The following is a 12,481-nucleotide window of genomic DNA, read 5'->3' as shown; positions in this document are numbered from 1 at the left end:
AGGCTGTGTTAGGCTGAGAGTAAAGCTTTGACTTGACCAAAACGGCGATCGCGTTTTTGGTAACTCAACAAAGCCTGATGAAATGCTTCTGTATCAAAATCTGGCCAGAGAATATCAGTAAAGTACATCTCTGTATAAGCCATTTGCCATAATAGAAAATTACTCAAGCGCATCTCGCCACTAGTACGAATCAGTAAATCTGGTGCTGGAGTATCTGCTGTGTAGAGATATTTTTCTACAAGGCTTTCATTGATTGCGTCTACACTGAGTTGACCTTTTTGCGCTAGTTGCGCTATTTGACGACAGGCTTTTGTGATTTCGGTGCGACTACCGTAGTTGACTGCAACAGTAAAGTGAATTGCTTGATTATGCAATGTTTCTGTCATGGAACGTTCCATTTCTGTTTGCAGAGATGGAGGTAAAGCTGATAAATCGCCAATAAAGGAAATTCTCACGCCTTCTTGATGCATCTGGGCTAACTCGCGGCGTAGCAATCGTTCAAATAAGTGCATGAGAAAGTCTACTTCTTCAATGGGACGTTGCCAATTTTCAGTAGAGAATGCATAGGCGGTGAGGGCTTTAATTCCCCAATCTTTGCAGCAGCGTAATAGTTGTTTGAGGGTGCTTGCGCCTTGGCGATGTCCGGCGATGCGTGGTAATCCTCGGCTAGTAGCCCATCTACCGTTACCATCCATAATGACGGCTACGTGTTGGGGAATTTTTTCGGGGTTGAGGTCTGGGGGTAGGGAATTCATGAGATTTTTGGTATTGATGTGTGGATCTGTGGAAGGCTCACGCAGAGGAGAGGGTGAGGCAATACTGCTCGGTTAAGGATTTTCAACTCGGAATTGGGTTTGGGGAAAAGGTTAAAGGGTAAGGGTTAAAGGTTTTTTCTTGCCCTTTTTCCCCTTCCCCTTTTACCCTTAACCGACAAGTATTGGAGGGTGAGGAGGTTATCGGGTTTCTAGTAGATGATTGAGATATTCTGGGGTGAGGCTGTTGTGCCATGTCCAGAGGCGGTGCATGGTGTGGCTGGAGGTGTATAGTAGGGTGGCTTTGTTGGTGAAAGTCCAAGCATTCCAATTGAGTGTCGCCATCATCCGGCGTAGGGTACGGATGAGGTTGTTACGTTGATAGGTTTGGGAACGGGTTTTGATCAGGGTTTTTCCTACTCGTATGAGTCCGGTATCAGGGAAAGCCCAGACTCCAAAGCCCCAGAATTTAGTCATGTGGTTGATTTCATCTTTGGTGAGTTCTTCGAGAACATCTTGGAGTGCGCCTGTGGTGTGCGCCATCAGCCACAGGTAAAGACAGGTTGCACCATATTCTGTAGCTACGCGATGTAAGCCGTGGCGATATAGGTCTTCTTGGGGGTCATTTGTGGGGAGATAGCCTCTAACGATGCGCTGTTTAGGGGTGATTTTTTCGCCTGTTAATTGGGTGTAAATCTTCATTAATGCGGGTGTGTGTTGGCGTTCTTCTTTTTCCCACAAGCCAATTTCTTGGAGTTCGCCGTTTTTACTGACTGTTCCACCGACAAACCGTGCCATTTGCGGATGTAATTTCTCTAAATACTTGCGGCTGGTTTGGGTGTAACCGCGAATTGGGGCTTCTGTGTCCATTGCACCAATTAAGATGGATAAAAATACTTCTGGGTTGATGCCGATAATTTGATTGCGGTTAATAGCTTGCCAATCAATAGGTTTCCAAGGGCGCGGTTGGGGATTGGTAAATTGTAAAGGTAAATCTTGCAAGCGTTCATGGAGTTTTTCATCTGCAAGATAGTTATCTATTAAAGAATTAATTCTGTGCTGTATTTGCCAGTAATTCAGACTAGAAAAGCTTTGCGCCGCCGATGTTTCTATTTGTGGGCTGGCGGTATTCAGCATAATGTTTATAATTTAACTCTATGCCCAATAGCCTAAGCGATCGCACTTTCTGTTGTCAGTCGGCTGAAGTTGGCACTTTTATCTGATGTGGTTGCAAAAGTTGGTAAAAAAGTAGGATTCACAGAATCTTATCCGAAAATTAGCTCAGAGGGATTGTAGATTAATCTATAGTTCTCATATTTAACTACCCTCATCGCTACAGAATGGACGCTGAAGCAGCATTAGCATGGTTAGATACCATAATTCCTGCTCAGACCGGGGAACGGTTGAGCGATTTGCAAAAAGTTATTCTTGTGCAAGTTTGGTTGGGTAGAAAATATTTAGATATTGCCCATGCTTACGGTTGTACAGAAGGACACGTTAAGGATGTGGGTTCGCAGTTATGGAAGTTGCTGTCTCGGGTACTCAGAGAAAAGATTACTAAAAGTAATTGTCGCGCTACTTTAGAACGGGTGCTGAGAAAAACTGCGGCGATATCCGGTCTGATTGATTACTCAAAACCACCCCAAGTTTCTGCTATTCAACCAGAGGATAGCAATTTTTTTGGTAGAGAAGATGCGATCGCACACCTAAATGCTTTGGTAAATCAGGGGTCGAAAGTCATTGTCATCCAAGGTGAAGGCGGTTTAGGTAAAACTACTCTCGCACAGCAATACCTGCAAAATCAGGGTTTCGAGTTGGTTTTGGAATTGTTGATGGCGAAAGAAACCCACAACATCACTTCAGCGCAACGAGTGGTAGAGGAATGGCTCAAACAAGACTTTGGTGAAGAACCGGGGGTAGAATTTGGTGTAACTTTGGGACGACTCAAGCGCCTACTCCATCATCGGCGGATTGGGGTGTTAATTGATAATCTGGAACCAGCTTTAGATCAACAAGGAAAGTTAATTCCTCCCCACCGCAACTATTTAGAACTGCTGCGGATTCTGGCTGATGTTAGGGTACAATCTCTCACAGTAATTACCAGTCGCGATCGCTTGTGTGAACCAGAGTTGAATGTACATCATTATCGGCTTCCAGGTTTAGATCAAAGCGCTTGGCTGAAGTTTTTTCGCAATGGGGGATTAACTATTGACCTTCCTAGCTTGCAACAAATGCATCGTACCTACGGCGGTAATGCCAAAGCAATGGGTATTCTCTGCGGTGCGATGCAAGCCGATTTTGGCGGTGATATGGCGCTTTATTGGCAACAAAATCATGGCGATCCTTTAGCCGCCACAGATTTAAAAAATTTAGCCGTTAGTCAAATTAATCGTCTGCAATCTCTCGATTCCCAAGCCTATCGTCTGCTTTGCCGTTTAGGTTGTTATCGTTATCAAGATATACCAACTATTCCAGTTCAAGGAATCTTTTGTTTATTATGGTATGTGCCACCTGCTGAACATCTGCAAATCATCACTTCCCTGCGAAATCGTTCTTTAGTAGAGTGCGCTCAAGGTGAATATTGGCTACATCCAGTCATTCAAGCCGAGGCGATCGCGCGTTTACGCATGAGTGATGAGTGGAAAATTACTAACCACAAAGCTGCAGAATTTTGGACAGCTAGTGTTACCAAAATTGCCACTTTTCAAGATGCTTTACAGGCTCTAGAATCCTATTATCACTACATAGAAATTAATGAATTTGAGTTAGCTGGTAAGGTAATTCTCAAGAGCCGTAATAATCAATGGCAGCAGTTTTTACCACTTGGAAGTACGCTGTACCGCATGGGTTTAATTCAGCCCATCCTTACAGCAATTAATTATATATTAACTCATATTGAAAATGAGCAAAATATTATTGAATTATACAATATTTTGGGTGATTTGTATTGGATAACAGGTGATATTAATCAGGCACTAACTTGCCAAGAAAAAACTATAAATTTAGCCAAGCAAGCACTCAAATTACTTGTACCAAACTCAGAAAATAAACATGAAAAAATCCAACCACAAGGTGATGGAGTTTTTATGCATAGGGAACAGGGTATAGGGGATAGAGAAGAATTTACCAATGCCCCATGCCCTATGCCCAAAATGAAGTTTCCTGTCGCTGCCAATCAAGTTTACTATTTGAGAATGTTAGAAGTAGATTCCCTCTTAAGCATTGGTCTTTACAAAATAGATTTGTGGGAATTGGAAGCAGCTTTTGAGTTATTTCAACAAGTAATTTACCTGGCTCAAAATACTGCTCATCATCGCTGGGCAGAAAAAGCTTCTGTGTGTTTAGCTTTAGTTAATTCATCTTTAGGGTTATTTGATGCTGCCCATGAGTTAGCAAATATCGCCTATGAAAATCTTAAAAATGAAAAACTGCTCAAGAATGGTAGCTTTGCTTATTTTATGCAAATTTTAGGGCAAACATATATAAATTTAGGCGATTTCTCTAAAGCTCACCAAATGTTTCATCAAGTATTGACTTTTGCTGAAGCCAGTCATTATATGCAAGTCAAAGCCAAAACTCTAAATGGTTTAGCAGAAATTTATCGCCAACAAGCAGATTATCAATTAGCTCTTGACAATCATACAGAAGCAATTGAACTTTTGGATAAAATCGGCGCTAAATGTGACTTAGCAGCAGCTTATTTTCAGTTGGGTTTGACTTACAAAAATTTGAGCAAGATTGATGAAAGTCAAATATATTTTCATCAAGCAATTCAGCTATTTACGGAAATCAAAGCTCCAAAACAAGTTGCAAAAATTTCTCTAATTGCTAGTATTGAAAGTAGCTACACATCAATAATATTCTAGAGGGCAAGGCACTGCCTTGTCCCTACAATCTGTCGCATTCTTTTTTCAAATTGGTATCACATCAAACATTATTTGAATTGGTATTAAGTAATACCAATTCAAATAATGTTTGCGACAGATAAATTCTTTGTAAGGGCACGGCATCCGCAATCTTTTGGCATATCAAATATCTTACTGGTGCCGTGCCCCTACTCATCTGTCGCGTTCTTTTTTCAAATTGGTATAAGTCGGTAATTGCACCAAACTATGTTAGGGAACTCCAAAAAATAAATTATTCCGTTCAATTCGTTGACTGTTGACGGTTCACAGTTAACAGTCAGCAGTCAACGCTCAACAGTGAACAATAGCAATGGAATGTTTTTTTACTTGGAAGTCCCTTATGAAACGTCAATAGGCTCGAAACTCTTACCAATCACAAATGACAAAGGACAAATGTCAAATGACAGCCCTGACTAGTAATCTTGAAATGCACCGCCCTATTAGTTCTGCAATCGCTGTTGTAATCTTGTGTAGCGTTGTTTATCGTCACTGGAGCGCACAGCCAGGGATATGGCTTTTTTCGAGCCAATCACAATTGCCAACTTTTTAGCACGAGTTAGCCCAGTGTAAAACAGGTTTTGCGACAGCATCATATAGTGCTGCATATATAGTGGCAAAATTACTACTGGATACTCACTGCCTTGAGATTTATGAATTGTGGTGGCGAATGCTAGGGATATTTCATTTAGGTCAGCATAATCGTAAACTACTAAGCGCTCGCCATACTGCACTGTCACTTCCTGCTCCTCTGTATCAATACCTGCGATAATTCCCAAATCCCCATTGAAAACTTCGCGGTTGTAGTCGTTCATCTGCTGAATAATGCGATCGCCTACACGTAAAGTCATCCCACCCCTAGTAATCTCAACCTTGTCGGGGCTGGGAGGGTTAATTAGCTGTTGCAATACAGTATTGAGGTTGCGAGTGCCTACAACCCCGCGTGTCATTGGCGAAAGTACTTGCACATCGGTAGCGGCATTAAATCCTAAGCGAGGAATTAAGTCTGTAATTAACTCGCAAATCGTTTGTACTCCATGTTCTGGTTCAAATCCTCCCCCATGCCACAGACAATCAGATACCGGCTGATCGGAAATTGGCTCAATTGTGGGAGATTGTCCGCGATTAATTTGATGTGCGGCGCTGACAATGGCGCTTTGTTGAGCTTGCCTAAATACCTGTGTTAAGCGCACTACTGGCACTTGCCGAGAATTGATCAAATCAGCCAGTACTTGTCCTGGCCCCACCGAGGGTAACTGATCGATATCTCCTACTAATAATAGTTGAGCGCCAGCTGCTACAGCATTTATTAAAGAATACGCCAAAAATAAATCCAGCATTGATGCTTCATCAGCAATAATCGCCTGGTGGGGCAAAGGATTGTGATTGTCGCACTTAAAACTCATGGTTTTTGGTTCAAATTCCAGTAAGCGATGTATCGTCTTCGCTTCTAACCCAGTCATTTCGCCCAGTCTTTGAGCGGCTCTCCCAGTTGGTGCAGCTAAAGCAATAGATTTGCCCATTGCCTTCCATAAACTGACTATGGTGTGGGTAGTAAAGGTTTTACCTACACCAGGGCCGCCTGTCAAAATCATTACAGGAGAATAAGCCGCCATTTCTACGGCTTGTTGCTGTTGTTCTGAAAGCTGAATTTTCTGGCTGCTGGTAAATCGCTCTAGCCAAGCCCGCACTCTGGGAATATCTTGTACTACTGGTTGACTCAAACGCTGAGATATGAGTTGTGCTAAATTTTCCTCAGTGTGGTAGTAAGTTGGCTTATAACAAAGTACCGTTTTCTCTGGTGTTTTCTCTCTAATTAAGTCATCTTTGAGTGCCATGTCTTTAATAGTTTGAGCAATGGCAGATTCTTGTGGCTGATGCTCGTCAGTGGTGAGCAATTTAATGACACTCTCGGTCAATTCGCTGTCAGGTAAATAACAATGCCCATCTTCTGCGGCTGCACTCAAAGCATGAATAATACCTGCACAATATCTAAACTCACTATCTGGCGCGATTCCGATATTACGAGCAATTTTATCGGCAGTCAAAAATCCAATCCCATAAATATCGGCTGCCAACTGGTAAGGATTTTCTGTAACTTTGGCGATCGCCTGCTCTCCGTACTGCTTGTAAATTTTTACCGCGTATGTCGTAGAAACACCATGCCCTTGCAAAAATACCATGACTTCTTTAATGGCTTTTTGCGTTTCCCAAGCGTTTTTGATTAACTTGATGCGCTTTTTGGCTATCCCTGGAACTTCAATCAATCGCTCAATTTGATGCTCGATAATCTCCAAGGTTTCCTGTCCAAAGTGAGCAACAATGCGTTTGGCTGTGACTGGCCCCACACCCTTAATCAGTCCACTACCTAGATACTTTTCAATTCCTGTGAGTGTAGCTGGTTTAGTTTCCTGATAATTGACGACTTGAAACTGGGGGCCATACTGGGGATGCTCGCGCCAAAAACCTGTGAGTTGCAGTGTTTGTCCTGGTTGAATATTGGCAAAGCTACCAGTAATTGTGGTCAAGTCCTTAGCATGAGGACGTACCAGCCTCGCTACCGTATAGCCTGATTCCTCTGAGTAAAAAGTCAGGCGTTCTACTACTCCGGTAATGGTTTCGTAGTTAGGTGAGGCGTTGATTGTTTGCTGTTGATGGGTTGGGGAAGTGGACATTGCTCAATTAAAAATGCCGCACATCATTATAAGCATAGAAATAAAATTATTATAGTACATTAGTACTAAATGTTAGCGGGCATGGGGCATTGGGCATTGGGCATGGGAAATTGGGTATTTCTTTTCTCCCCCTCTGCTCCCCTGCTTCCTCTGCTCCCTCTGCTCACCAACGCGACTGTATATTTTTATTAGCGAAAAGCCCCTATCTCCTTCAACAGAGCTAAATGCTTACTCACAGGAGCCAGGGTATTAGCAACAATCATCCCACTAGCGGCAACGGCGGGTAAACCGATGCCAGGGAATGTGGAATCACCGCAGCATATTAACCCCGCTAAGGGTGTACCATGACCAGGAAATAAACCAGAAGCAGCAGAAATTGCAGGGCCGTAAGAACCACGATGACGACGTAAAAAACGTTCGTGGGTAAGAGGTGTACCAACCAAGGTGATTTCGCAACGGGTGCGGATATCGGGAATGATGCGTTCTAAAGCTTGCCACATTACCTCAGCGCGCGATCGCTTTTGTTGTTCATATTCCTGACTTCTCCTATCCATTCCTTGCCAAAGTGCGTAGGGTTCATTACCAGGCGTATATACATGAATTACCTGCTTACCTGGGGGTGCAAGGGATGGATCGAGAATTGAGGGGATAGATACCAGCACGACATTTTGCGGTGCAGTAATACCCAATTGCCAATCATTCACCACAATATAATGACAAGCTAAATCTGCTGGTAAACCTTGAGCATCAATACCTAAATGCAGATGCATAAAGCTGTCACATTCCGGTGTGGCTTGGCGTTGGCTGCGAAATTTTTCTGGTAAAGCCCCTTGTGGTAGTAGTTTCAATGTATCCCACACCGCAGCATTAGACACAACCGCCCGCCGCGCCCGAATTTCTTCACCATCACGCAACCTTACACCAACTGCTCTATTTCCTTCTACCAAAACTTGCTCAACATGAGCGCCTAACATGATTTTCCCGCCATGTTTTTCTAGTCCTTGCACCAGTGCATTGACCAAAGCACCACTACCACCGACAGGGTAATCTAAAGTGACTCCGGGTTTGTACCAGTCGGCAAACATAAATGCTACTTCGGCGGCGTTAGTCCCCGATGCGGGTAGTCCAGAGAGCAGAAAACATAGTAAGTTCAGCCAATTGCTAATGAAGCGATCGCGGACAACATCATCCATAATGCGGGAGAAGGGCCCCGTTAATTTCATCATATTGCCAGCGTGTTGAGCCAAATATGGCGCGAATTTGCCCACAGTTAAAGCCGCACCTATATCCCAGCGTAATGCAGCTGAAGGGAGAGCGATCGCAGCTTGGGCTAGTGGTGTCATCACCTCTTGCAAGTGTCGCCATTCAGACACCGCATCTTCTCCCCGCAGCCTAGACAGTACTTCACAAAACTCTTCTGCACCTACAGATGTATCAAAATCACCCTCTGGTAGGCGACAGCCCCAAGTATCATAGGTCACACAAGGCAAATCAACCCCAATTACATCTAATACTTGTCGTAAAGGGTTCACAGACGGACTGTAAGACAACCCAGAATAAAGAGAAGGCCCCGAATCAAACTTAAATCCTTGACGTTCAAAACTGTGCGCCGCCCCACCAGCAATTGTATGACTCTCACACACAATCACATCAAAGCCATAGCGAGCCAGAACAGCCGCACAACTCAAACCTCCTATCCCACTACCAATTACAACTACATCTGTTTGGTTCATAGCCGCTAGTCATGAGTGCATAGTCCATACTTATTCTGCCAAGTCTTGCACAATCAACATCGGTGGCTACCATTCGGAGAAAGGATATTTAGCTAAATTACTATTAAAATACTTAGGATCATGGGAAACTTCTTCACCGACCCAAATTGGTAGTTCAATTTGCTGTTGTTCGTGGCTGAGTTCAACTTCTGCTAATATCAATCCTTTATTAACACCATCAAACTCATCTATTTCCCATATTAAATTACCGTATGCTATTTTGTAGCGAGTTTTTTCTATTAGAGGCTTTTCGCACAAAGTATTTAGCATTTCGCGAGCATCTTCTAGTGGAATTGGATATTCAAACTCTGACCTACTATATTGAACAGTCTTGCCTTTAATTGTTAAATATGCCTGGTTACCTGCTATCCGAACGCGGACAGTCGCTTCTTTTTTTGTAGAAATATATCCTTGAATATATAAACTACCCTCAACTAGGTTTCTCCAACTATCTCCTTGGACTAGAAATTTTCTCTCGATTTCTGCTGCCATTGTGATTTAAAATAGATGTCATAGATATTTAAATTTACCAATATTTCGTAAATGGTAGCAACCCAAATATCTATTGAATTTGATTTCTGAAAAATATCAGTAAATAACGCAACAAAAGCTTTGGTGGTGCGTTACAACAAGGCTAACGCACCCTACTGCCTAGACATGATAGTATTTAAAATTTAGCTGTATTAGCTCTGTTATATCATGCCTTACAGACCGTTGATATTGGGATTAATTCCTAATTCTTTTTTAGATTTTTTTAACTGCTTCCAAATTTTTTTGATTTGCCGATAAGCTTCATCTGGTGAAAGTTTACCGCTAGTTTCCAGGCAGGAAATATAAGTGATTTTTTGGGAAAACTCTTGGAGATTTGCATTGAATAATAAGCTTTCTGGTGTTATTTGTCCATAGTAACGACTGCGAGGATAGATAAAGTTTTCTTTGATAATGCGGTTTGATTCTGTCATAATAACCCCTTGTCTCTCAGAAAAAAAATCAATAATTATCTAAAAATCTGAATTCACAATCACTATCCTTAACTACTGTAAATCATTATTGAGGTTGAGTGGAGCGCACCATGAAAGATGGAGAAACTTGCTCTGTTTAAATCCACATTGAGCAAGAAGGTTTCCTGATGATTTTCCTATAAGTTTTATTACGCTATCAGCCGCAGACTGCAATAAACTCACCATCATTAGTTTTTCTAATTACTTCTGAGACTTATACTTATCATGCCTAGAGCCATTGCCAAAAAACTACAATGGCATTATCCCCCTATCAGCTAAACTGAATTATTGAAGCGATCGCTTGTTTCATCTGTCGCATACGTTAGTAGCGAACGTCACCTGTAGCAATGCTTTTTGTGTGTTACGGCTTACGCCTAACACAAGCTATGAAACTGATATTTGGGCAAATTTGAACTGGCGATCGCAAAGCACGTACAATAATGTTCGGTTATCACTCATCTGCATTTAATAGTGATTAGTCAGAATGTATTGGTACAAGCAATTGCACTGTTACCAAAAAATTGGGTCTAAAGCCCCGTGCTTCTAGCACGGCTTTTCTTCAACTTCCGGATCATCTCTCTAAGTACGTCATTTTGAGTGCGATCTGTTTCTTCGCAGTATTTCAAAAGCGTTTCATACTCTTCATTAGAGCATCGAACTGTTAATTTCTTCATGCCGTCATATTGCCGTCGTTTTATGGTATAATACTAGCATGAAAACACTGAAGTTTAAATTGTACGAACACAAAAGGAATAGACACCTCAAGCGCACAATCAACGCTGCTGGAGTGATTTATAACCATTGCATTGCTCTACATAAAAGGTATTACCGGATGTTTGGCAAGCATTTAAACTGTGCAAAACTTCAGGCTCATATCGCCAAATTAAGAAAGCGTAATTCTTTTTGGCAATCAGTAGGTTCTCAAGCAGCACAAGATATTTGTCAACGCATTGAGAAAGCTTACCAATTGTTTTTCAAACACAATAACAAAGGAGTAAGACCACCAGGATTTAAGAAGGTCAAGAAATACAAATCGTTCACCCTTAAGCAGGCAGGTTATAAGTTTTTGGGTGGAAATAGGGTAAAAATTGGTAGTCGAGTTTACCAGTTTTGGAAGTCCAGAGAAATTGAGGGAACAGTCAAAACCCTAACTATTAAACGCACCCCGTTAGGTGAGTTATTTATGGTTTTGGTTGTTGATGAGGGTAGCTCAGAAGTTGAAGTTAAGACGGGTAAAATCGCTGGCTTTGATTTTGGGTTAAAGACATTCCTCACTTGCTCAGACGGCACTAAAATTGAATCGCCCCAATTTTTCAAGCAATCCCTAAGCGCCATTAAAAAAGCAAGTTCGCGGCATTCCAAAAAGCTAAAAGGCTCATCTAACAGAGAACGAGCCAGAAAGAATTTAGTACGCAAGCATGAAGATATTTCCAACCGTCGGCGTGATTGGTTCTGGAAATTAGCTCATGAGCTAACAGATAGGTTCGATATTCTCTGTTTTGAGACTTTAAATCTCAAAGGAATGCAACGTCTTTGGGGCAGGCAAATATCAGACTTAGCGTTTGGTGAGTTTCTGCAAATCCTAGAATGGGTTGCCAAGAAGAAGAATAAACTGGTTGTCTTTATCGACCAGTGGTATCCAAGTAGCAAGACATGCTCTAATTGTAAACATATTCTAGAAAGTCTTGATTTGTCAGTTAGAGAGTGGCGTTGTCCTTCCTGTCAGTCAGTTAATGGAAGAGACGAAAACGCTAGTCGCAATATTTGTGCAGTCGGGGCATCGACTGTTGGCTTAGGTGATGTCAGACTGGCTACGCCAGCAATCGCTGTCTGAAGCTAGAATCCCCATGCCTTCAGGCTGGGGAGTATGTCAAAAAAGCTAATTACAGAGGTAAACTATGTTTCCTTTTTGGGGTAACCCCTATTATGGAAGCGAACCCATTTCGCGCAAAGCTAGCTTAGAACGTAAATTAAAATTCTTGCTTTGGCTACGAGATGATTTAGAATCCAGATTGGCTGGTATTAATGCTTCTATTGATACCATTCGCCAGCAAATAGAACGTTCAGATTCAGCCGCTTAGAACTTACTTATTGCTGATGTTTTAGTTAAGCTGATGTAACTACTTTGTGACTAGGCGCTGTCAATGGGCTGCATTTTTTGCAAGAGATGGGCGAAGAGAAAAGATTAAAGGGGAAAATACAAAACCTTTCCCCCTTCCCCCTTAACCTTTTACCAACTTCTGCAAGAAGTCTAATATTATCAGTCTTTGTACAACGCTCTGTCACTAAGTAGCGTACCAAGATATCTGCATTACTGAATAATTAGGCATATATAAAGCTGCGTCACTTTGCCTAATTGTGCTTAAGTTCTTTAAATCA

The 12,481-nt window shown here is 42.0% G+C and carries 10 protein-coding genes; 3 read left to right on the top strand and 7 right to left on the bottom strand.

The window, feature by feature from the left end:
* Positions 1-8: 8 nt before the first annotated feature.
* Positions 9-755, bottom strand: a complete 747-nt coding sequence (locus HGR01_RS24860) for an isoprenyl transferase (protein WP_045873155.1) — start codon at positions 753-755, stop codon at positions 9-11.
* Positions 756-953: 198 nt separating this feature from the next.
* The gene (locus HGR01_RS24855) at positions 954-1,889 is read right to left on the bottom strand and encodes a ferritin-like domain-containing protein (protein ID WP_045873154.1); all 936 of its coding nucleotides are present in this window, start codon (positions 1,887-1,889) and stop codon (positions 954-956) included.
* Positions 1,890-2,092: 203 nt separating this feature from the next.
* Between HGR01_RS24855 and HGR01_RS24850 the strand changes: the two genes are divergently transcribed.
* Positions 2,093-4,618 carry a tetratricopeptide repeat protein gene (locus HGR01_RS24850; RefSeq protein ID WP_045873153.1) on the top strand — a complete coding sequence of 842 codons (2,526 nt, stop codon included), beginning with the start codon at positions 2,093-2,095 and terminating at the stop codon, positions 4,616-4,618.
* A 479-nt stretch (positions 4,619-5,097) separates the two neighbouring features.
* On the opposite strand, the gene HGR01_RS24845 is transcribed toward HGR01_RS24850, so the two are convergent.
* From HGR01_RS24845 to HGR01_RS24825, 5 genes are all read right to left on the bottom strand, one after another.
* Entirely contained in the window at positions 5,098-7,329 is a 2,232-nt protein-coding gene (locus HGR01_RS24845; protein ID WP_045873152.1) for an ATP-dependent RecD-like DNA helicase, read from the bottom strand.
* 188 nt (positions 7,330-7,517) lie between these two features.
* A complete protein-coding gene (locus HGR01_RS24840) occupies positions 7,518-9,062 on the bottom strand; it encodes a phytoene desaturase family protein (RefSeq protein ID WP_045873151.1) in 1,545 nt (514 codons plus the stop codon).
* Between the two features lie 66 nt (positions 9,063-9,128).
* A complete protein-coding gene (locus HGR01_RS24835; RefSeq protein WP_045873150.1) occupies positions 9,129-9,593 on the bottom strand; it encodes a CYTH domain-containing protein in 465 nt (154 codons plus the stop codon).
* A gap of 212 nt (positions 9,594-9,805) precedes the next feature.
* Positions 9,806-10,063 carry a hypothetical protein gene (locus HGR01_RS24830; protein ID WP_045873149.1) on the bottom strand — a complete coding sequence of 86 codons (258 nt, stop codon included), beginning with the start codon at positions 10,061-10,063 and terminating at the stop codon, positions 9,806-9,808.
* A 566-nt stretch (positions 10,064-10,629) separates the two neighbouring features.
* Complete coding sequence (locus HGR01_RS24825) at positions 10,630-10,776, bottom strand: ribbon-helix-helix protein, CopG family (protein ID WP_045868487.1); 147 nt, start codon at positions 10,774-10,776, stop codon at positions 10,630-10,632.
* 38 nt (positions 10,777-10,814) lie between these two features.
* Here HGR01_RS24825 and HGR01_RS24820 point away from each other — a divergent pair, with 38 nt between their 5' ends.
* Both HGR01_RS24820 and HGR01_RS24815 read left to right on the top strand, forming a co-directional pair.
* Positions 10,815-11,936, top strand: a complete 1,122-nt coding sequence (locus HGR01_RS24820) for an RNA-guided endonuclease InsQ/TnpB family protein (RefSeq protein WP_045867859.1) — start codon at positions 10,815-10,817, stop codon at positions 11,934-11,936.
* 64 nt (positions 11,937-12,000) lie between these two features.
* Entirely contained in the window at positions 12,001-12,183 is a 183-nt protein-coding gene (locus HGR01_RS24815; protein WP_045873148.1) for a hypothetical protein, read from the top strand.
* Positions 12,184-12,481: the final 298 nt, after the last annotated feature.

Source organism: Tolypothrix sp. PCC 7712, assembly GCF_025860405.1.
GTDB lineage: Bacteria > Cyanobacteriota > Cyanobacteriia > Cyanobacteriales > Nostocaceae > Aulosira > Aulosira diplosiphon.
The sequence above is the reverse complement of the archived record's forward strand: the minus strand, read 5'-3'. Positions and strand labels throughout refer to the sequence as shown.